Raw genomic sequence first — 20,841 nt, forward strand, 5'->3', positions numbered from 1 at the left:
TTGTAGCACAAAATTTAAAAAATATCTTGCAATAATTCATTAATAACATTATTGTGTAGTTTCATCAGTGACATGGCTTTGGTATGCCTATATTTACTGACAAAATCTTAAAATACCAATTTAAAGGAATAATCATGCCTAAATTAAAAACAAAATCCGCTGTAAAAAAGCGTTTTAAACTTACGGCTAGCGGTAAAGTTATCGCATCTCAAGCAGGCAAAAAGCATTTTATGCGTCGTCGTACTAAAGCTCAACTTCGTAATCTTCGAGGTACTACAATTCTTTGTGCTCAAGATGGATATAATGTAAAAAAATATTTTCTTCCATACGGCATTAATTAATTAGGAGCTAAAAAATGACACGCGCAAAATCAGGAAAAATTTCCAAAAATCGACATAAAAAAATCCTCAAACTTGCTAAAGGTTATAGAGGTCGTGCTAACAGTTGTTTTAGAGTAGCCGTTGAAAAAGTAGAAAAAGCACTTCAATATGCTTATAGAGATCGTAGAAATCGTAAACGTGATTTTAGAGGTTTATGGATTCAAAGAATAAATGCAGCTGTACGTGAGCATGGTTTAGTATATTCTCAATTTATTGGTGGTCTTAAAAAAGCTGCAATTGATATAGATCGTAAAGTACTTGCCGAGCTTGCAGTAAATAACAGTGAAGGTTTTTCTCATATCGTTGAGCAAGTAAAAGCTCATATTTAATTTGGTATGATGTCATTCCCTAGGTTCTGTGCACCTAATTGAATTATTATAATTTTGAGTTAATTTTTAGTGAAAATTAATAAGATTTTTGTAGGAATAGTTATTCATATTTCAAAAAAATCTTATAATTTGCAACAAAAAAGAACCAAAATTAGATTTATTTTAATTAGCTGCACAGAGCCTAGGAAGTAATGTTCAAGGTGCTTCGCAATGACGACTTTATCAACCCATGAGACAAAAACCTTGAGCAGTTTGTAGTAAATGGTTTTAGATAATTTTATTCTTCCTAAATCAACACCGACTTGATCGCAGTATACACGCAATAAAAAACTTATTTTAATTTATAAAATAATTTAATCTTTGGAAGAAATTTGCAAAGGGTGACGCATAAGAGCTTTTTTTAAATGATTGGTTTGAATATGAGTATATATTTGCGTTGTACTGATATCAGCGTGACCGAGTAGCTCTTGAATAACCCTTAAATCTGCCCCGCCCTCCAGTAAGTGACTGGCAAAACTATGGCGCAATATATGAGGTGAGATACTTTCATGGTTAAGCCCGGCTTTTATTGCTACCTGTTTAAGAAGAATAGCAAAATTTTGCCTGGTCATATAGCCGCTACCAGAAGTAGAAGGAAATAAATAAATTATACTTTTAGGATATTTTTTATTGATAAAATTATTTCTAATTTTTAAATACTCTGTAATATTTGCAACAGCCTGTTCGTTTATTACTATCATCCTTTCCTTATTGCCTTTCCCTAACACAGAAAATATTTTTTTTACTTCAGATGAAAGTCTGTTAACTAAAATATTACTAAGTTGCAGGCTAACAAGCTCAGAAACACGAAGCCCGCTGGCATATAATAAATGAATCATGGCTTTAAGCCGCAAGCCTTCAGGAGTTTGATTATTTTCACAATAATCAAGTAAGGTTTTGATTTCTAGAATTGATAAGGTAGTAGGGAGTTTATCCTGATATTTTGGTAAATCTACCATTAATACAGGATTATAATTTGTATGATTTTCACTAATTAAAAATTCGTAATAGCTTTTGATAGTTGATATTTTCCGATTAATTGAGCGTGCTTGTAAGCCGTTATTTGCTAAATACTCAATCCAGCTCCTAACATTTTCGGTAGTTGTATTTGATTCTAATATTTTTTGTCTGGTCAAAAAGTTTTGAAAATCCAGTAAATCACGCTTATAGCTAAGTAATGAGTTTTTTGATATAGCCCGTTCAGCCGACATCATCTCAAGGAACTGTTCAATAAATTCCATATTATATTACTCGTCTTTCAAGAGCCGAATACTGTAATTTTTATCATCTTTTGCAAAGCGTGTAAGAGGTCATACCGTGGCTTGTCCACGATATCCAGTTTTTTTGTATTAAGGCTTTTGGATACCGTGCATAATCAATTCCAGTAACCACACGATAATTAAGTGGAGGCCAGGGCCGGAATCGAACCGGCGCATAGAAGATTTGCAGTCAACCGCATTACCACTTTGCTACCTAGCCTAAAACCTTGCGGAATTTTAACCGCATTTCAATAAAAAAGCAACTTATTTTGTGGTTATTATTGCCCAACTGTGGTTATTAATATCCCAAATATTTAGTATTCTCATCTTTTACTAACTGCACTAACTGCTCTATGGTCAAAACTTCCTGAGCTTCTACGCCTAGCCTTCTGATCGTTATCGTATTATTTTCCATTTCCTGCTTACCTAGTACAGCGATTAATGGCACTTTTTGATTAGAAAACTCACGTATCTTATAATTAATTTTATCTGGTGATATATTAATATCCGTTCTTACGCCATTCTCAATTAAAGCTTTTTGTACTTTTAAAGCATAGTCATTTAAATCGCTGGTAATGGTTGCAATAGCAACTTGAATAGGTGCAAGCCATAAAGGAAAACGACCCGCATATTCTTCAATTAAAATACCGATAAATCGCTCAAGTGAACCGAGGATTGCTCGATGAAGCATAACCGGTCTTTTCTTTTCACCACTTGCGGCAATATAATTAGCATCCAAACGCTCCGGTAATACAAAATCAACTTGCAAAGTACCGCATTGCCATTCACGACCAATTGCGTCAGTTAAGACAAATTCAAGCTTCGGGCCATAAAATGCTCCATCCCCCGGATTTAGAGTATATGAGTAGTGCGCCTCTTTTACCGCTTCTTTTAAAGCATTTTCTGCTTTGTCCCAAACTTCATCACTACCGGCACGAACTGCAGGACGATCCGAAAATTTAATTTTAAATTCGGTGAAACCGAAATCTTTATAAACTTCGGTTAGTAACTTACAAAAACTTACTGTTTCACTAGTAATTTGCTCCTCAGTACAAAAAATATGAGCATCATCTTGTACTAAGGCTCGAACTCTCATAAGTCCGTGCAAAGCTCCAGATGCTTCATTCCTATGACACAAACCGAACTCCGACATACGCAAAGGTAAATCACGATAGCTTTTAATACCCTGCTTAAAAATTTGTACGTGGCAAGGGCAATTCATCGGCTTTAAAGCTAAAGTTTTATCTTCTACTTCTAAAGCAAACATATCTTCTCTAAATTTCTCCCAATGTCCGGAAGCTTCCCATAGGCTCTTATCAACTAAAACAGGAGTTTTTACTTCAGTATAGCCGTTTTTACGAATCTTTTTTCTAATATATTCTTCAACGCTCCGGTATATACTCCAACCTTTATCATGCCAGAATACCATTCCTTGCGCTTCTTCTTGAAAATGAAATAAATTTAACTCTTTCCCTAGCTTTCTATGATCGCGCTTTTCTGCCTCTTCCAGCATATAAAGATAGCTATCTAGCTGTTCTTTTGTTGCCCACGCAGTGCCGTAAATACGCTGTAACATCGGATTACGACTATCACCGCGCCAATAAGCCCCTGCCACCTTCATTAACTTAAAATGCTTGACAAAACCCGTTGAAGGAGCATGCGGACCACGACATAAATCAATAAAATTACCTTGCTTATAAAGACTTATAGGTTCATCACTTGGAATTGAAGCAATAATTTCTGCTTTATAATCCTCACCTATTGATTTAAAAAACTCTACTGCCTTATCGCGATCCCATAGCTCACGAACAACAGGCTCATTCCTTTTAACAATTTCTTGCATTTTAGCTTCTATTTTTATCAGGTCTTCCGTAGTAAACGGTTTATCTCTAGCAAAATCATAATAAAAACCATTTTCTATGGCAGGACCGATAGTTACTTCAGTTTCCGGAAATAATTCCTTTACCGCTTCAGCTGTTAAATGCGCTGCATCGTGCCTTATTATCTCAAGACATTCAGGATCTTTAACAGTCAAAATTCTTACTTTACAGTCAGTATTGATTATAGTACTTAAATCTTTTAGCTCATTATCTATTTCGACAATCATTGCCTGTTTTGCTAAAGAAGTAGAAATTTTATTTGCCACTTCAAAAGCACTAATATTTTTTTCAAATTGCCTAGAATTTCCATCAGGAAAGGTAATATTAATCATTATTTTATAACTTATAATTTTTTATTTAATGCCATTTATAAATGACTCTATGAATTATAATATAATTTATATTTATTTAAAAGAATTAAGGTAGATAATTTAGAAATTTATAGAATGTTTTGATAGTAGTATCGTCCTTATAAGGAGTTATTACTTGTGTAAGAAATAGTTAAGCATATTCGCTGTCATTCCCGTGAAAACGGGAATCCAGTCTCTCTTTGTCATGTTGAACTTGATTCAGCATCTTCTGTAAAATATTCTAAAATAAATTCAAGAAGATTATAATTTTCTGGATTCCCGCGGAGGCGGGAATGACATTGGAAGCGTTTTTACCAATCTACGCAACAAGGCGCCTCCCCGGGAATAACATAGAACATAACCTATCTATGCAATCATGCTGAACAAGAATAACATCAAGTATATTCCTATCAATACAAAAATAATTTATTTGAGTTTTTATTGGCATTTTTGTTATTATTAGCGTTTTGGTAATGTGTATTAGTATCTAGTGATTTTAAATATTTATTCATTGCGGCCGTAAATTCATCGGTTTTATAACGAAAAAAATGGTCTGCTCCAGTTATTATTTTATAATCAACCTTTATATGTGATTGTTGCTTAGATAATTTATTTGCTAATTTACGTACTTCATCAACCGACACGATACTATCATTATCGCCTTGTAATATAAAACCCGGAATAGGACACGGCGATAAAAAAGAAAAATCATATTTATTTACTGGGGGTGATATGGCAATAAAATAATTTATTTCAGGGCGACGCATTACTAATTGCATAGCTATCCATGCACCGAATGAAAACCCTAATATTAAATTAACACCGCTATTAGGGTTATTTTGCTGAAGCCAATCAAGAGCGGTTGCGGCATCAATTACCTCACCTACTCCATTATCAAATTTACCCTGGGAACGCCCCACCCCTCTAAAATTAATTCGTAGTACCGTAAAACCGTTATCGGCTAAAATTCTGTATGAGTTATAAACTATTTTATTATTCATAGTTCCCTCATATAACGGATGAGGATGTAAAACCAAAGCAAGGGGAGCCGCCGGATCTGCAGACTTAGTATAGACTCCTTCAATTCTTCCAGCAGGCCCGTTAAAATAAATTTGTGGCATAATTAATTTATGATAAATTTTTATAAGTTAAAACATAACATACTAATTAACCTCAATCAAGGAAAGTAAATAGGCATTATTCAAAAAAAATGTTGGCATATTAAGTATCTTCAGGTTTATAGTTCTCGCTATTTTCCTGATTATTGTTAGATTTAACTAGCTGCTGAACACGACGAGTAGTTAAACTTAACGCTTTAGCTATATCGGATAGTTTGTAGTTAATAAGGCTCACGGTCTAAGGAAAAGTGGCATTTTGCCATTATGCTTTGTAGAAAAAATTTAAGCTGGTTCAGCTGTAGCTTCAACTATTTCACCTACTAACTTAGGTTTCCAGTTTTCAATTTCATTTATTAACTGATCAGGTAAGTTTTTATCATGTATGTAGTCTTTACTATATTTAGGGTTTTTAATAATATTAGATATCAGTAAACTTTTTAAAGTATCATAAGAAGCTATATGATTATTTAATTTTTGAATGTTATCATCTATAAGTATAATATCATTTTCTATGAGATCTTTTTCACTTTTTTTCCCATTGCTACTTATATGTATAGCAAGCCTAGAATTTAAATTTTCGTATTTAGCTTTTAGAGATTCTCTAAAACTACCTAATTTATTTAAATGGGTGGAAAAAAATCTAGAATTTTCAGGGGTTATTGATAACTGCCAATCTACAAATTCTTTTATACAGCTCCTAAACGTATAATCTTTTATTATACAAAAATCATTACATTTATATGCTTCCATAAGCTTCAGTAAAATTTGTACTTTAGTTTTATTTGCTAATCCTTGTAAATTTTTTGAATATGAAAAAACTTTATTAATAGGAGTGATTACTTCAGTATTTGCTCCATATTGTGTCAGTAATTTTACTATTTTAGTGTATCCATATTTAGTAGCTACTTGAATAGGGGTCAAACCCGATTCACTTTTAAATTCTGTTGAAGCACCATATTTAAGTAAAAGATTTATAACATCAACGTTTTCTACAGAAGAGTTAGCTGTAGCTAATTGACATAAAATACTATGACCAAGATTAGGATTGGCTCCTTTCTCTAGTAAAAATTGTACTATCTCAACTGCAGAATTTGAACAAGCATATTCTAGAAAAGTTTTACCTATAAAATTTGGAGTATTAGAGTCAATACCTTGATCAAGAGCTTTTTCTAGAAGTAACTTTATTTTGCCAGTTTTATTATAGTTTTTAAAGTTGTAAAATACAGGAAATATATCGTCTGCTGTCATAGGCGAGGTTGAATTTAAAATATCGTCCAGATAATCTGAATTTTGATTTATTTGAGTATTATTTTCTGGAAGCATTAAGGTACTTATATTTATATAAAATATGAATACATCACAAATTATTAATAATCAAGTTAATATTTTAGAATTTTCTTAAGAATTATATTGGTAATACTATAATCTTCAACCCATTGCAATAAAAAATAGTTTACTTATTAATTTATTAGTAGTATTTATAATTTAGCAAATTTAAATTCAAAGGTTACTTATGAGACCATTAGAATTATTAAGGGACTTAGTTTATTTTATTGATTCCCAGAAAGATCAACTTAAAAATATTTTTACTGAAGAATTACTTGATAATGTTATAAGCTATAAACTACTTGATAATATAACTTCACTTAGTTTAGATGAAATAAAAGAATATTTTGTTAATAACAAAATAAACATACAAGCTCAAGATGAATGTGGAATAGGGTTTATACAACATGCTTTACATAATCCAAATTTCAAAGAAGTTATTCCATATTTAATTAAGCAAGGAGCAAATATTGATCAGCAAAATAATTACGGTTATACTGCTTTACATAGCGCTGCATCTAGAAGTCCATATAATTTTATAGAATGTATAGATAAGATGAAAGTATTATTAGATAATGGTGCATCTCGTAATATAGAAAATTCTAGAGGTGAACAACCGCAAAATATGCAATATGTTTCTCAGGAAGCGAAAGATTTTTTAATTTCATATCAGGTAAGCTCTAATCAAGATAGCATTGCTTTAGGAAAGCATAATGAATATGCTCAATAGTTTGAAGTTTAATCGCTTTATACTTCTATGCTACTGCAAAATAAGGTAGTAGCATATTTCGCTTTTTGCTCTTATCGGTTAAGTTAGAATCCCTATACCTATAGCCTTTCCAGGCTCATAATTCTCAAAACGAAGCAAAATGCTTTAAAAATTCCTATCGCTAGGGAAGGTATGGAGGGCGTTACCCACGATAGCGTTATCCAGGAAGTACCTTTTAAATTATATTAAGCACATAAATTTTAACCCTACAAACGCCAGGTAAGGATAATAGAAATCTGATACTTATATGGGATACAAGCCATTAATCATGACGAGTTTGGTAAGCCTAAAACAACGTTTGTATACTTCTTGATTATATCGAATTATTTATATCATTCCCGTTTGAACTAGCACGATATAAATTCGGCAAAATTGAAAGATATTTTTCCTTTGAAAGTTCGTTATAAAGTACTGGATCGATATTACCGCCGGATATTAATACTAATATTTTCTTCTGACTTCCCTGAGTTTTTAACCATTCTACTACTCCTACCATATTTATTGCACTTGACGGCTCGCATACAACTTTTAGTAAATGATTGAGCCAGGCAGTCCAGTAATATATTCCGTATTCATCGGCTAAAAATAATTTATCGATCTTTTTTAAATAAGTAAAAGTACGCGGCGAAATACTTAAGGTTCTAAGACCATCAGCAATAGTATTAGGCGATTCAGCAAATTTATATATTGAGTTATTTTCAAGTGATAGGAAAGCATCCTTTGCTTCCTTGGGCTCAGAACCGATAATTAAACTCGAGGGTGAGAGCAATTCTTTGGCCAGGTATGAACCGGCTATTAATCCCCCTCCTCCGCAAGAAGCAAAAATAGCATCAGGAGCAAAACCTAATTGCTGCAAAGCTTCGTAACACATGGTACCTGCACCAGCAATAGTTGAATCACTATCTGAAGGATGCAAATAATAAAAACCGTTTTTTATATCTTCTTTTGCCCTCTCTTCCGCTTCTTGTCTTGTTTTCGTAAATATTACTTCCCCGCCATAATGCTTTGCCGCTTGTTGCTTAACTTTTGAAGTATTTTGCGGTAAATAAATTCTAGCTTGCACGTTAAGTAATTGTGCTACCCAAGCAAGCCCTATTCCGTGATTACCGGTACTATACCCTACTATTTTACCTGGTAATTTCCCCTGATCCTTTAATTCTAATAAATGATTTAATACTCCTCTAACTTTAAAAGCGCCCGTTTTCTGTAGTGATTCAATTTTAAAAAAAATATCATGTCCAAGCATTTCATTTAAAGTTTCCGACTGAATTATTGGCGTTAAATGCAGATATTGTTTTACTCTATTATGCGCTATTGCTATTGTTTCAGGAGAAAGTAATAAATTCATATATTAATGTTCCGTAGCTTGAAATGAAAGTGACACTATATTATATACTTAACAACCAACTTAAACTCTATAAAAATTTAAGGTTTTAAATAATGAGTAAAAAAACTCTGCCGTTAATGGCGTTACGAGATATAGTAATATTCCCCGGAATTATCGCTCCTGTTTTTGTAGGAAGACAAAAATCTCTTCAGGCTTTATCTAACACTACGATTGCCGAAGAAGATAATAGTAAATATATTTTATTATCTCTTCAGAAAAAGACCGACCAAGCTGTGCCAGATAAAAGAGACCTTCATAATATAGGGGTGCTTGCCAAAGTTATTCAAGTGGTAAAATTACCAAATAATACAGCAAAAATTCTTATTGAAGCAATTGCCAGAGTAAAATTATCTAATATCTTTGGTGAGGAGGCATTTGAAGCCGATTATAAAATTATGCCTGATGAAGAAATATTTGATGCCACTAATATGCGGGAACTAGTAGATAACGCCGTTCGTTTATTTACTCAATATGCCGTTACTAATAAAAAAATTAATACTGAAATTATTGAGGCAATAAGTAAAGAGATAAAAGATAGCTCTAATTTTCTTAATATAATTAATATTTTAGCTTCGCATCTAATTACTTCACTTGACGCCAAGCAAAGTTTACTAGAAGAAATAAGTCCTTTTAAACGTATTACCACGATTATAGGAATACTTAGTTCTAATTTAGTACATTCAGAAACTGAGCAGGCATTGCAACAACGAGTAAAAAAACAAATTGAAAAAACTCAGCGCGATTATTATTTGCACGAGCAAATGAAAGCAATTCAAAAAGAGTTAGACGAAGATAAATCGGAACTTTCACAAATTGAAAAGAAAATTAAAGTTTTAAAACTTTCCAAAGAAGCAAAAGAAAAAGCCGAAGCTGAATTAAAAAAATTAAAGATGATGAATCAAATGTCCGCTGAATCTTCGGTAACACGAAATTACCTGGATATTTTACTTAGTTTACCTTGGGGGAAATACGATCAAACTAAAATTAATATTAATCAGGCGGTAAAAATTTTAGATCGCGATCATTTCGGGCTTGAAAAAGTTAAAGAACGAATTATTGAATATCTGGCGGTACTTGAGCGTTCCCAAAAAATTAAAGGACCAATATTATGTTTAATAGGGCCGCCTGGAGTCGGCAAAACTTCGTTAGTAAAATCTATCGCTGAAGGAATGAATAGAAAATACACTAAACTTGCTTTAGGCGGTGTTAGAGATGAAGCGGAAATTAGAGGACACCGGAAAACATATCTCGGCTCCATGCCTGGTAAACCGATTAATTTAATAAAAAAAGTTAAAACCAGTAATCCAGTAATGTTATTAGATGAAATTGATAAAATGGGTTCTGATTTTAGAGGCGATCCGGCATCTGCTTTACTCGAGCTATTAGATCCTGAGCAAAACAGTCATTTTGTCGATCACTATCTAGAAGTAGAATATGACCTTTCAAATGTTATGTTTATTGCTACTGCCAATTCTTATAATTTGCCAAGAGCTTTAAGAGATAGAATGGAGATTATTGATATTTCCGGTTATGTAGAAGAAGAAAAAATACAAATTGCTAAAAATTACTTGATACCTAAACAATTTAAAATGCATAAAATTAAGAAAGATGAAATTAACATCACCGATGAAGTTATTTTAGATTTAATTAGATATTACACTAAAGAATCCGGTGTAAGAGCTTTAGAGAGAGAAATAGGAGCATTGACTCGAAAAGCCCTTAAACAAATTTTATCTGATAAAACTATTAAACATGTAGATATAAATAAAGTAAATCTTGAAGAATATCTAGGGGTTAGAAAATATAATTTTGGGCTCGCTGAAAAGGAAAATCAAATAGGAGCTACTACTGGCCTTGCCTATACTGAAGTGGGGGGTGAACTTTTAACCATAGAAGCGTTAGCATTTCCAGGAAAAGGCGAAGTTAAAACTACAGGTAAGCTTGGGGATGTAATGAAAGAATCAGCCTCAGCTGCTTATAGTTGCTTTCGTAGTCGAGCAGACAGTTTTGGTTTAAAATATGAAGACTATAAAGATTTAGATATTCATATTCATGTTCCGGCCGGTGCTATTCCTAAAGACGGGCCATCGGCAGGCTGTGCTTTATTTACCACTATCGTATCGTTAATGACTAAAATACCCGTTCACCGTACTGTTGCAATGACGGGAGAAATTACTTTAAGAGGAAATGTTTTGCCGATTGGAGGACTTAAAGAAAAATTACTTGCTGCTAGCCGCGGAGGTATTACTACCGTATTAATTCCGGAAGAAAATGTTAAAGATTTAAAAGATATTCCACAAAACATAAAAAACAGTCTTAAGATTTTACCAGTTTCTAATATTGATCAAGTATTAAAATTTGCTTTAGTAAGTAATGCTAATTCAGTTGCTACAAATATTGCTGTTTAAAAAAACAATTACCAAGCGAGGATTATAAGTATTTTGTCATCTAATTCTTTGATCCCCTACTGTATGAACGTTGTAATAATGTCATTCCCGTGAAAACGGGAATCCAGTCTTTTTCTTTGACATTAATCCACTTGTTTTAGGATATTTTGTATGAAATACTGGATCAAGTTCAACATGACTTAAAAGTATTTTTCTGGATTCCCGCCTGCGCGGGAATGACATCGTAATACTCATGCGGGTAGCCTTACTGTCAAGAGAAAAATCTGCTATAATCTTAAATATTTATATTGAATAAAATACCATTCTCGTGTCTACTAAGGGTATATTTTTGTATTAAAATTTTCGATGTTATCTTTACGAAAACAGAGCGTTATCGCAGGCACTGGAAACGCTAGTAAAAAACATTGTCATTGCGAGCAAAGCGAAGCAATCCAGCCAACTTCAATAAGATTGCCGCGTCGGCACGATGTGCCTCCTCGCAATGACAATTCCGGTAACCATGCAACAATAAATAAAAACAAAAATATATAATCTCTATTACTAAATTTAATCAATATATCTTAAGTACATATAATGACCACACCCGCAAAAGCTAAATTTCTTATAAATATTGACCTTAATAACGATAATCTGCTTACTCCTTTCGGTAAAGCCGTTTTAAAAGATCGCTATCTTTTGAAAGGTGAAAATTTTCAAGATTTGTTTGCCAGAGTTGCAAGTTATTATGCTGCAAATAAAGAACATGCTCAGCAATTATACGGTTATATGAGTCGGATGTGGTTTATGCCAGCAACACCAATTTTGAGTAACGGCGGAACGGATAGAGGATTACCTATTTCATGCTTTTTAAATGAAACGGATGATAGTTTAGACGATATAGTAGATTTATGGACGGAAAATGTTTGGCTAGCATCACGCGGCGGCGGGATCGGTAGTTACTGGGGAAATGTTCGCTCTATTAATGAAGTTATTAGTGGTAAAGGTAACTCTTCAGGAATTATACCATTTATTAAAGTTATGGACTCTATGACTCTTGCTATTTCGCAAGGCTCTATTAGACGTGGTTCATCTGCAGTATATTTACCTATTAATCATCCTGAAATTGAGGAGTTTATTGATATAAGACGCCCAACTGGTGGTGATATTAATCGTAAAGCTCTCAATATTCATCACGGTATAGCCGTAACCGATGAGTTTATGAAAGCTGTTGAGCATGATAAGGATTTTGAGCTTATTAGCCCTGCTACTAAAAAGGTTGTCAACAAAGTTAGAGCTAGGGATTTATGGATTAAATTATTAACTACCAGAATAGAAACCGGTGAACCGTATTTATTATTTATCGATAGTGTTAATAAGTCTATACCGGAACATCATAAAAAGTTAGGACTACAAGTTAAGATGTCGAATCTTTGTAGTGAAATTACTTTACCGACGGGAATTGATCATTTAGGGAAAGCTAGAACTGCAGTTTGTTGTCTATCATCATTAAATTTAGAATATTTTGAAGAATGGAAAGATGATAAAGAATTTATCCCGGCTATTATGCTATTTCTTGATAATGTTTTAGAAGATTTTATAAATAAAGCTCCAACCACCATGGCACGAGCAAAATATTCAGCGCAGCGTGAACGTAGCGTTGGGCTAGGTGTGATGGGATTTCATTCCTTTTTACAATTAAAAAAGGTACCGATCGAGTCAGTAATGGCAAAAGTCTGGAATAAAAAAATATTTGAGCATATAGGTAAGGAAGCAGATAAAGCCTCAATAGCACTCGGAGAAGAAAAAGGAGCTTGCCCTGATGCGAAGGAGGTAGGGAGTAAAGAACGATTTAGTAATAAAACAGCAATCGCGCCAACTGCTTCAATTTCGGTGATTGCCGGTAATGCTTCTCCTGGAATTGAACCATTTGCCGCTAATAGCTTTATTCAAAAAACTTTAACCGGTTCTTTTAATGTGCGTAATAAGCATTTAGAAAAGCTCCTAATAGAAAAAAGTTTTAATAATGAACAGGTTTGGTCTTCAATTGCCACGCATGAAGGATCAGTGCAGCATTTAACATTTTTATCAGATGAAGAAAAAGAAGTTTTTAAAACTGCATATGAGATAGATCAGAATTGGCTTATTGAGTTAGCCGCAGATAGAACGCCGCACATTTCACAAGCTCAGTCTTTAAATGTGTTTCTTCCCGGTAACGTTAGTAAACATTATTTAAATAATATTCATTTTAAAGCCTGGAAAAAAGGTGTAAAAAGTTTATATTATTGCCGTTCAACTTCAATCCAAAGAGCAGATAAGGTTTCACACAGCGTGCTTAAAGTTGACTTTAAAGATATTGAAAAGGATAATAAAAAAATTAAAGAAGAAGCGGATAAATATGACGAATGTTTAGCTTGTCAGTAATAGACTTCAAAAATTAGCGTTGCTTTGTTAAATCCTGCGGTAAATTATACGCTTCACTCTTCGGATTAAAGGCACTCTGTTCTTTACTGAAATTAGTTCTTCGTGCACAACTCTTCATTTTATAATAGTATATAAAAATAACTATATGCAAAGATATTTAGATCCAACAAATGATATAGCATTTAAAAAACTGTTTAGCGATAGCGCTCGTTTAATGAGCTTTTTAAATAGTATTATGAGATTGCCAGATAATTTAAAAATCATCGGGCTTGAATATATTTCAAATGAGCAGGTACCGGATTTAGGTCAAAATAAAAGAAGTATTGTAGATGTCAAAGTAAGAGATAGTTCAGGTAATGTCTATATCGTTGAAATGCAAAATGGCTATGCTGACGCTTTTTTAGCAAGAGTTCAGTTTTATGGTTGTGTAGCATTTTCTTCACAATTAAAAAGAGGTAAAGAATATGCCGATTTGGCGCCGGTAGTGATGGTAGTCATTACTTCCGGATTTCAGGCATTACCAGAAGAAAAAGAATGTATTAGTTATCACCAGACTATTAATGTGGGTAATGGTCAAAATCAACTCAAATGCCTATCATACGTATTTGTCGAATTAGATAAATTTACCAAGGAAGCAGAGGAACTTGAAACAATAGAAGATGATTGGCTATATATGATGGCTAAATTTGATAGAGCAAAAGAACCACCAAAACATACGAAAGATGAAATCGTACTTTCGGCTTATACAACTATTGAACAATTTAACTGGAGTGAAGGCGAATATGATAGCTATATTAAAGCAATGTTATTTGCTCAAACAGAGGAGTTAAATCAAAGAAATAAGTATAAAGAGGGGAAAGAAGAGGGGAAAGTTGAAGGAAAAATTGAAGGGAAAGCAGAATTAATAGGAATGATGATAAAACAAGGTAAATCTGTCAAACAAATAGCAGAATTTACAGGATTATCTACAGAAGAAATAGAGAAACTCCAAGATTAGATATATGAAACAATACATAGATTTGCCTCTCTCAAGAGAACATAAAAGTAGTTATTACTAAGAAAAAAAAGAGAGAGGCAGAAAAGTAACAAGAAACTTATTACCTGAAGATATAGATATAATATCAGGAACTACAAAACAAATAGAAAAATTAAAGAACAAATAAAAGGAAATATATGTCATTACTTGATGCAAGCCCGATTTACAAGCCATTTTCCTACCCGTGGGCATATGAAGCCTGGCATACTCAGCAAAAAATCCACTGGTTGCCTGAAGAAGTACCGCTTGCCGATGACGTTAAGGATTGGAAATATAATTTAACTCCGGGTGAGAAGCATTTATTAACTCAGATATTTCGCTTTTTTACGCAGGCAGATATTGAAGTAAATAACTGTTATATGAAGCACTACTCAAGAGTATTTCAGCCGACGGAAGTATTAATGATGTTATCGGCTTTTTCTAACATGGAAACGGTTCATATAGCTGCTTATTCTCACTTGCTTGATACGGTAGGTATGCCGGAAGTTGAATATTCGGCTTTTCTTAAATATAAGGAAATGAAAGACAAGTATGATTATATGCAACGTTTCGGCGTTGAAACTAAGGAAGATATTGCGGCTACTTTAGCGGTATTCGGAGCTTTTACCGAAGGCTTGCAGTTATTTGCATCATTTGCCATTATGCTAAATTTTCCACGTTTTAATAAAATGAAAGGTATGGGACAAATTATTGCGTGGTCGGTGAGAGATGAAACTTTACACACCAATTCCATTATTATGTTGTTTAAAACTTTTGTTAGGGAAAATCCGGAAGTTTGGACCGAAGAACTTCGCAGCCGTCTTTATGAGGCCTGCGCTACAATTGTGCATTTTGAAGATGCCTTTATCGAGCTTGCTTTTGAGGTAGGGGGCATTGAAGGATTAACGGCGAGAGAAGTAAGGCAATATATTCGTTATATTGCTGATCGCAGGCTAATGCAGCTTGGTCTTAAGGAAATATATTTAGTTGATCATAATCCTTTGCCTTGGCTTGATGAAATGTTAAACGGCGTTGAGCATACTAATTTTTTTGAAAATAGATCAACTGAATATTCCAAAGCAGCAACTACCGGCTCTTGGGAAGAGGTATTCGCTGAAATGGATAAATAGCCTTATATTCTTTAAGAACAAAATTTAAGTGAAAGGCGTTTGTTCAAAAAATATTTTGGCTAGGTGAATATAAATATCAAGCGTCTCTTTTTCGTCTTTATTAAAAATATAAGGCGCCTTTACATAAATAAGGTTTTTTTTATTAAGTTGATTTTTATTACTAAGTAAATGTATATATAACCGATTAGAAGAATCGGATTCTTTACTTAATATGTGATATAAAGTTGTTATTTCTTTTTTAGATAATAATATAATATCTTCTAATTCTTTTTTAAATAACACACTTAATTCTTTATCTTTTTGTAATTCTTCTTGTGAAATTATTCTAATATCCTCTAGATTAAAATAAAATTTAATATTTTTCAAAAATTCCTCAGCGTATTTTTGAGGTGAAAAATGTTCAATATTTTTAACAAGATGGTTAAGAAGAAATTTTTTATCTAGATAAAATTGAATTATCCTTAAGTTTTTTTCCTTTAAAATTTTTTCATATCGCCATAATTTTACAACGCCTATTGCAATAAAAAAAATAAAAATACTAACTAGCAGTAGGTTTAAAATATTAATTTGATTAAACATTATTATAATTAATTTATAATTTCAAAAACACACCTATAGTAGTAAATTTTATTTTAATTTCAATTATTTATTTATATGGTTGTAATATATTATAAACATTGTTGCGTAGATACTGGAATTATTATTTTAGAATGAGCATAATTTTTCTTCATTAATATCTTTACTAAAAACTTTAAAAAATAAATAAAAAACAGCAATAGCATTATAAATAATGCTATGCGTTTGGCCAATATCCTTTTTTATTTTGCTTATATTCATTGCAACAAAATAAATAATAAATTATATGAACGACTGGAAAAGGAGTAGGGCATTCTGAAGTTCATCGCTATACAAGAAAGCATTGTTATATGAATTATTAAAAACGCTGATGACTATATTTTTCTGAATTTTCGTCGTTGCTGGCATGAAATTGATAACGTTTTTATTGATTTATACAATACACTTCATAATGATAAATTTTTAATGATCTTTTCTAATTGTATTTTAGTAGTAGAACTTGCTAAAGTTAAAGGTAGCCGTATATCCTCACCGCATAAACCTAAATAATAAACAGCATATTTTACTGGGATTGGATTGGATTCAGCAGATACTGCTTTATACAAGGGTAACAGCTGCCTATGAATTGCAAGCGCACCTAAAGCATCTCCATTAATCCATTTATTTTGTAATTCTTTACATAAGTTAGGTATTATATTCGATACTACCGATACACACCCTACTCCGCCTTGAGCATTATATGCAAGGCTTAAATCGTCATTACCGCATAATAGATTAAAATCTTTTTTTATTAATCCTTTAATTCTTAATGGTCTTTCCAAATCTATACCTGCATCTTTTAAAGCTACAATCCGAGATAGCCTAGCAAGGTTGAATATTATTTCATCAGTAAAATCCATACCTGTTCTACTCGGCACCGAATATAACATAATTGGTAAATTACTTGCCTCATGGATAGCTTCAAAATGTTTATAAATTCCTTCTTGTGTAGGTTTTAAGTAAGAGGGCGGGCTAGCCATAAAACCGTCGACTCCAATTTTTGTAGCTTCAGCAGCAAGCTCTACAGCATAAGCAGTATTATTTGAAGAGCAACCGGCTATTACTGGGATACGCTTATTAATGATATCCTTACTAGTGTGTAGCAATAATTTATATTCTTCAAAACTTAAACTACTGCCCTCACCCGTCGAGCCTGCCACTACTATTCCATCAACACTACTATCTATTTGATATTTAAGAATTTTCTCCAGCGATGTTAAATCTAATTTATTGTTTTTAAAAGGAGTTATAACTGCCGTAATTAACCTTTTAAATATATTATCCATTTTATTTATTTTTATTTAGTTTATTATTAAGTGCGATGTCATACCGTGGCTTGACCACGGCATCCAGTCTTTTTATTAAATGTTTTTTCTGGATATCGTGGTCAAGCCACGGTATGACATTATGCTGGATGCTAATCACTCACGTACTAATTTATCATATTCTTTTTTTAAAGAATCGGTAATTTGATGATCTTTAAAAGTTATTTTTTTATTTCCCAAATCTATAGAACGAATTTTTTGCATTTCAATAGCCGTGCCTGTAGCAAAACATTCGATAAAATTTTCTACATTCTCTAATTTTATATATTCTTCTTTAGTTTCTATCCCTAATTTTTTAGCAATTTCTATAATAGTCTGGCGAGTTATACCGTTTAAAAATGTATCGGCTATAGGAGTGTATAGCGTATTATCTTTAACGAAAAAAACATTGCTACTGATAAATTCAGCAATATATCCACGAAAGTCCAGTAAAATTGCATCATCATAGCCAAAAGTAGTAGCTTCTCTTTTACTCACTATTGCCATATTATAATGCCCAGCTCCTTTGCATTGTGGCGGCAGGCTATCCGGAGGCGCTTTACGCCAACGACTAATATGTACATTTATTCCTTCTACCGAAAAGTGCGATGTAGAAGGGATAGCAACAATCATCACATTAACACTTAAACTTTCATGACTAATGTTCATTGACTCACTCCCAGACCAGATAAGCGGCCTTATATAAGCATCCTTGATATTATTCTTTTCAATAACTAATTTGTGCCCTTCTATAATTTCATCAACACTATAAGGAACTTGTAATTTTAACGCTTCTGCTGATTTTATTAGCCTTATCGTATGTTCTCTTAACTTAAAAACTTTTCCGTTATAAGCTCTTTCTCCTTCAAATACGGCTCCTGAATAATGTAAACTATGCGTTAAAACATTAATTTTGGCATCAAGGCAGGAAATTAACTTACCATTAATCCATATATAACCGGCAGATTGTTCCAGATAAACAGGTTGCTTTTGTAGAATTGTCATTGTCAATAAACGCTAATTAGATTAAACTCAAAAAAATTAAACCCTATAATATTTTAATTATGAAAGAATATAAAGCTCACATTTTAATTGTCGATGATGATAACAGAATATTAGCGCTTTTGAAGAAATTTTTACATAAAAATGACTTTTTAGTATCAACGGCAGAATCCGCTATTGAAGCTAAAAATTTACTTGCGCGTTCTAATTATGATTTAATCATTCTTGATGTAATGTTACCAGAGATAACAGGGCTTGATTTCGCCGAAACTATAAGGGATGCCGGGAATGCTGTACCAATCGTTATGCTAACCGCTTTATCTGAGCCTGACGACCGAGTTAAGGGGCTAGAAGCCGGTGCGTCAGATTATTTAACAAAACCTTTTGAGCCGAGAGAGTTATTATTGCGGATCAATAATTTAATTAATAATTATAAAAAAGAAAAAAACATAAAAAAATTCGGTAATAATTATTATAACTTTGATTCCAAAGAATTTATTAAAGATACGCAGTCGATACCGCTTAGTTCAACTGAACAAAAATTACTTGAAATACTAATAGAGCGTACGGGAAAAGCAATATCACGAGATGAGTTATCCAAAATAATGGGCAGGCTTAGTTTACGATCTATTGACGTGCAAATTACTAGGATAAGAAGTAAAATTGAAGATAATCCTAAGGAACCTAAATATTTAAAAACCGTGCGGAATGAGGGCTATGCTTTTTATACGTAAATTATTGCCTAAAACATTATTCGCTCGCTTTGTTTTAATTATAATTATTCCGATTTTAATAGGCCAGCTCTTAGCAATATTTTTATTTTATGACCGTCATTGGTATAATGTCTCATATTATACCAGCACGATTATTATTAATGAAATGGAGTCTTTAATTAAAAAACATAAAAACGGAGATAGACAAAAGACAAACTCATGGGAAAATTATCTTAATTTATCTTACCAATTTCAGCCAAATATTAAACTATCTTCAAAACAACCGAAATTAAATGAATCGTTAGAAATTTTTAAAAATATTTTAAACACTAAAATTACTGAAAAAAATATTGTTAAATTAAATAACGATCACAAAATAGAGGCATCATTTCAATTAGCTGAAGGTGTATTACAAATTACTTTTCCGGCAAAATTATTACTTAACCCGACCGTGTATATTTTTGTTTTATGGCTTATATTTCTAACCATTATATTACTCACTGTTTCTATAATTTTTTCTAAAAATCAAATAAAATCGATTTTAGCTTTAGCCGATGCAGCTGATGAATTCGGCCGTGGAATTCAAAAAGCTAGAAATTTCAAGCCCTCGGGAGCTTTAGAGATAAGAAAAGCCGGGCTTGCTTTTTTAAAAATGAAAAAACGCTTGGAAAAACAAATTACTAAAAGAACTAATATGCTAGCTATGATTTCCCACGATTTACGCACCCCTTTAACTCGAATGAAATTACAATTAGAGCTAATGGAAACTTCGGAAGAAGCAGAAGGGTTAAAGCTAGATATATTAACCATGCAACAAATGATTAATTCCTATCTTGACTTTGCGCAAGGCGAAAATACTGAAGAATTTGAAGTAGTTGTTATTTATTCGTGGGTTGCATCCTTTTTAAATAAATGGTCACATGTAGATATAGAATTAATAAATTTAGATAATATAACTAACGCACAAGTACAGATTAAACAACATTCGTTTGAAAGAGCCTTGTCTAATTTAATAAGTAACGCTATAAAATACTCAAATAAAATAAAAATTTCAGTACAAACTAATAATTCTTACGTAATAATAAATATTGAAGATAATGGCCTCGGCATAAGTGACAAAGAAAAACTATCTGTTTTTAAGCCTTTTTATCGTTCTGATAAGGCAAGGCATCTTGAGGATTCTGGTAGCGTCGGGCTTGGGCTCGCTATTACTAAAGAAATAATAAATGATCATAAGGGATTTATTTATCTGGAAGATAGCAAGGATTTAGGGGGATTGGCTGTTAGAATCAAAATGCCGGTATATAGCTTGAACTATTAAGGTTTATATATTAAATTTAGCAAGCTTCGCTTGTGTTCACATAATAAATATACGCTGCGCAATTTTGTTTTTAAACTTTACATTTATATCTTAATA

At 32.5% G+C, this 20,841-nt stretch carries 18 protein-coding genes and 1 tRNA gene; 9 read left to right on the forward strand and 10 right to left on the reverse strand.

Annotated elements, in window-relative coordinates; all coding sequences use genetic code 11:
* Nucleotides 1-134: 134 nt before the first annotated feature.
* The gene (gene rpmI / locus OTR29_RS04980) at nt 135-341 is read left to right on the forward strand and encodes a 50S ribosomal protein L35 (protein ID WP_341794004.1); all 207 of its coding nucleotides are present in this window, start codon (nt 135-137) and stop codon (nt 339-341) included.
* 14 nt (nt 342-355) lie between these two features.
* Nucleotides 356-709, forward strand: a complete 354-nt coding sequence (gene rplT / locus OTR29_RS04985) for a 50S ribosomal protein L20 (protein WP_422229624.1) — start codon at nt 356-358, stop codon at nt 707-709.
* 353 nt (nt 710-1,062) lie between these two features.
* Here rplT and xerD read toward each other — a convergent pair whose 3' ends face one another.
* From xerD to OTR29_RS05015, 6 genes are all read right to left on the reverse strand, one after another.
* On the reverse strand, nt 1,063-1,989 hold the full coding sequence (xerD, locus tag OTR29_RS04990; protein ID WP_422229625.1) for a site-specific tyrosine recombinase XerD: 927 nt from the start codon (nt 1,987-1,989) through the stop codon (nt 1,063-1,065).
* A 163-nt stretch (nt 1,990-2,152) separates the two neighbouring features.
* A tRNA-Cys gene (locus tag OTR29_RS04995) sits at nt 2,153-2,227 on the reverse strand.
* A 78-nt stretch (nt 2,228-2,305) separates the two neighbouring features.
* The gene (thrS, locus tag OTR29_RS05000) at nt 2,306-4,219 is read right to left on the reverse strand and encodes a threonine--tRNA ligase (RefSeq protein ID WP_422229627.1); all 1,914 of its coding nucleotides are present in this window, start codon (nt 4,217-4,219) and stop codon (nt 2,306-2,308) included.
* Nucleotides 4,220-4,647: 428 nt separating this feature from the next.
* Nucleotides 4,648-5,358 carry an alpha/beta hydrolase gene (locus tag OTR29_RS05005; protein ID WP_422229629.1) on the reverse strand — a complete coding sequence of 237 codons (711 nt, stop codon included), beginning with the start codon at nt 5,356-5,358 and terminating at the stop codon, nt 4,648-4,650.
* A 100-nt stretch (nt 5,359-5,458) separates the two neighbouring features.
* Complete coding sequence (locus OTR29_RS05010; protein WP_422229631.1) at nt 5,459-5,590, reverse strand: hypothetical protein; 132 nt, start codon at nt 5,588-5,590, stop codon at nt 5,459-5,461.
* Nucleotides 5,591-5,637: 47 nt separating this feature from the next.
* Nucleotides 5,638-6,678 carry an ankyrin repeat domain-containing protein gene (locus tag OTR29_RS05015; RefSeq protein ID WP_422229633.1) on the reverse strand — a complete coding sequence of 347 codons (1,041 nt, stop codon included), beginning with the start codon at nt 6,676-6,678 and terminating at the stop codon, nt 5,638-5,640.
* A 190-nt stretch (nt 6,679-6,868) separates the two neighbouring features.
* On the opposite strand from OTR29_RS05015, the gene OTR29_RS05020 reads away from it, so the two are divergent.
* Nucleotides 6,869-7,411: an ankyrin repeat domain-containing protein gene (locus OTR29_RS05020; protein ID WP_422229634.1), complete on the forward strand. Its 543-nt coding sequence runs from the start codon at nt 6,869-6,871 to the stop codon at nt 7,409-7,411.
* 352 nt (nt 7,412-7,763) lie between these two features.
* Here OTR29_RS05020 and OTR29_RS05025 read toward each other — a convergent pair whose 3' ends face one another.
* Nucleotides 7,764-8,798 (reverse strand): serine/threonine dehydratase, encoded by a 1,035-nt coding sequence (locus OTR29_RS05025; protein WP_422229636.1) that lies wholly within the window; start codon nt 8,796-8,798, stop codon nt 7,764-7,766.
* Nucleotides 8,799-8,890: 92 nt separating this feature from the next.
* On the opposite strand from OTR29_RS05025, the gene lon reads away from it, so the two are divergent.
* From lon to OTR29_RS05045, 4 genes are all read left to right on the forward strand, one after another.
* Nucleotides 8,891-11,245 carry an endopeptidase La gene (gene lon / locus OTR29_RS05030; RefSeq protein ID WP_422229638.1) on the forward strand — a complete coding sequence of 785 codons (2,355 nt, stop codon included), beginning with the start codon at nt 8,891-8,893 and terminating at the stop codon, nt 11,243-11,245.
* Nucleotides 11,246-11,818: 573 nt separating this feature from the next.
* A complete protein-coding gene (locus OTR29_RS05035) occupies nt 11,819-13,645 on the forward strand; it encodes a ribonucleoside-diphosphate reductase subunit alpha (protein ID WP_422229640.1) in 1,827 nt (608 codons plus the stop codon).
* A gap of 145 nt (nt 13,646-13,790) precedes the next feature.
* Entirely contained in the window at nt 13,791-14,642 is an 852-nt protein-coding gene (locus OTR29_RS05040) for an Rpn family recombination-promoting nuclease/putative transposase (RefSeq protein WP_422229642.1), read from the forward strand.
* Nucleotides 14,643-14,818: 176 nt separating this feature from the next.
* A complete protein-coding gene (locus tag OTR29_RS05045; RefSeq protein WP_422229644.1) occupies nt 14,819-15,790 on the forward strand; it encodes a ribonucleotide-diphosphate reductase subunit beta in 972 nt (323 codons plus the stop codon).
* A gap of 24 nt (nt 15,791-15,814) precedes the next feature.
* Here OTR29_RS05045 and OTR29_RS05050 read toward each other — a convergent pair whose 3' ends face one another.
* The 3 genes from OTR29_RS05050 to OTR29_RS05060 all read right to left on the reverse strand — a co-directional run bounded on the left by OTR29_RS05050 (nt 15,815) and on the right by OTR29_RS05060 (nt 18,714).
* Complete coding sequence (locus OTR29_RS05050; RefSeq protein ID WP_422229646.1) at nt 15,815-16,369, reverse strand: hypothetical protein; 555 nt, start codon at nt 16,367-16,369, stop codon at nt 15,815-15,817.
* Nucleotides 16,370-16,812: 443 nt separating this feature from the next.
* Nucleotides 16,813-17,691 carry a 4-hydroxy-tetrahydrodipicolinate synthase gene (dapA, locus tag OTR29_RS05055; protein WP_422229648.1) on the reverse strand — a complete coding sequence of 293 codons (879 nt, stop codon included), beginning with the start codon at nt 17,689-17,691 and terminating at the stop codon, nt 16,813-16,815.
* Between the two features lie 135 nt (nt 17,692-17,826).
* Entirely contained in the window at nt 17,827-18,714 is an 888-nt protein-coding gene (locus tag OTR29_RS05060; RefSeq protein WP_422229650.1) for a branched-chain amino acid transaminase, read from the reverse strand.
* A 59-nt stretch (nt 18,715-18,773) separates the two neighbouring features.
* Here OTR29_RS05060 and OTR29_RS05065 point away from each other — a divergent pair, with 59 nt between their 5' ends.
* Together OTR29_RS05065 and OTR29_RS05070 are read left to right on the forward strand one after the other, a co-directional pair.
* On the forward strand, nt 18,774-19,445 hold the full coding sequence (locus OTR29_RS05065; protein ID WP_422229652.1) for a response regulator transcription factor: 672 nt from the start codon (nt 18,774-18,776) through the stop codon (nt 19,443-19,445).
* Nucleotides 19,429-20,745: an ATP-binding protein gene (locus tag OTR29_RS05070; RefSeq protein ID WP_422229654.1), complete on the forward strand. Its 1,317-nt coding sequence runs from the start codon at nt 19,429-19,431 to the stop codon at nt 20,743-20,745. Before OTR29_RS05065 ends, OTR29_RS05070 begins: the two co-directional genes overlap by 17 nt.
* The last annotated feature ends 96 nt before the right edge of the window (nt 20,746-20,841 follow it).

Source organism: Rickettsia endosymbiont of Halotydeus destructor, assembly GCF_049278075.1.
Taxonomy (GTDB): Bacteria; Pseudomonadota; Alphaproteobacteria; order Rickettsiales; family Rickettsiaceae; genus Rickettsia.

Bases quoted from the DNA above. Each gene is read 5' to 3' on its own strand.
- rpmI (WP_341794004.1), top strand. From the start codon at position 135: ATGCCTAAATTAAAAACAAAATCCGCTGTAAAAAAGCGTTTTAAACTT.
- rplT (WP_422229624.1), top strand. From the start codon at position 356: ATGACACGCGCAAAATCAGGAAAAATTTCCAAAAATCGACATAAAAAA.
- xerD (WP_422229625.1), bottom strand. From the start codon at position 1,989: ATGGAATTTATTGAACAGTTCCTTGAGATGATGTCGGCTGAACGGGCT.
- thrS (WP_422229627.1), bottom strand. From the start codon at position 4,219: ATGATTAATATTACCTTTCCTGATGGAAATTCTAGGCAATTTGAAAAA.
- OTR29_RS05005 (WP_422229629.1), bottom strand. From the start codon at position 5,358: ATGCCACAAATTTATTTTAACGGGCCTGCTGGAAGAATTGAAGGAGTC.
- OTR29_RS05015 (WP_422229633.1), bottom strand. From the start codon at position 6,678: ATGCTTCCAGAAAATAATACTCAAATAAATCAAAATTCAGATTATCTG.
- OTR29_RS05020 (WP_422229634.1), top strand. From the start codon at position 6,869: ATGAGACCATTAGAATTATTAAGGGACTTAGTTTATTTTATTGATTCC.
- OTR29_RS05025 (WP_422229636.1), bottom strand. From the start codon at position 8,798: ATGAATTTATTACTTTCTCCTGAAACAATAGCAATAGCGCATAATAGA.
- lon (WP_422229638.1), top strand. From the start codon at position 8,891: ATGAGTAAAAAAACTCTGCCGTTAATGGCGTTACGAGATATAGTAATA.
- OTR29_RS05035 (WP_422229640.1), top strand. From the start codon at position 11,819: ATGACCACACCCGCAAAAGCTAAATTTCTTATAAATATTGACCTTAAT.
- OTR29_RS05040 (WP_422229642.1), top strand. From the start codon at position 13,791: ATGCAAAGATATTTAGATCCAACAAATGATATAGCATTTAAAAAACTG.
- OTR29_RS05045 (WP_422229644.1), top strand. From the start codon at position 14,819: ATGTCATTACTTGATGCAAGCCCGATTTACAAGCCATTTTCCTACCCG.
- OTR29_RS05050 (WP_422229646.1), bottom strand. From the start codon at position 16,369: ATGTTTAATCAAATTAATATTTTAAACCTACTGCTAGTTAGTATTTTT.
- dapA (WP_422229648.1), bottom strand. From the start codon at position 17,691: ATGGATAATATATTTAAAAGGTTAATTACGGCAGTTATAACTCCTTTT.
- OTR29_RS05060 (WP_422229650.1), bottom strand. From the start codon at position 18,714: ATGACAATTCTACAAAAGCAACCTGTTTATCTGGAACAATCTGCCGGT.
- OTR29_RS05065 (WP_422229652.1), top strand. From the start codon at position 18,774: ATGAAAGAATATAAAGCTCACATTTTAATTGTCGATGATGATAACAGA.
- OTR29_RS05070 (WP_422229654.1), top strand. From the start codon at position 19,429: ATGCTTTTTATACGTAAATTATTGCCTAAAACATTATTCGCTCGCTTT.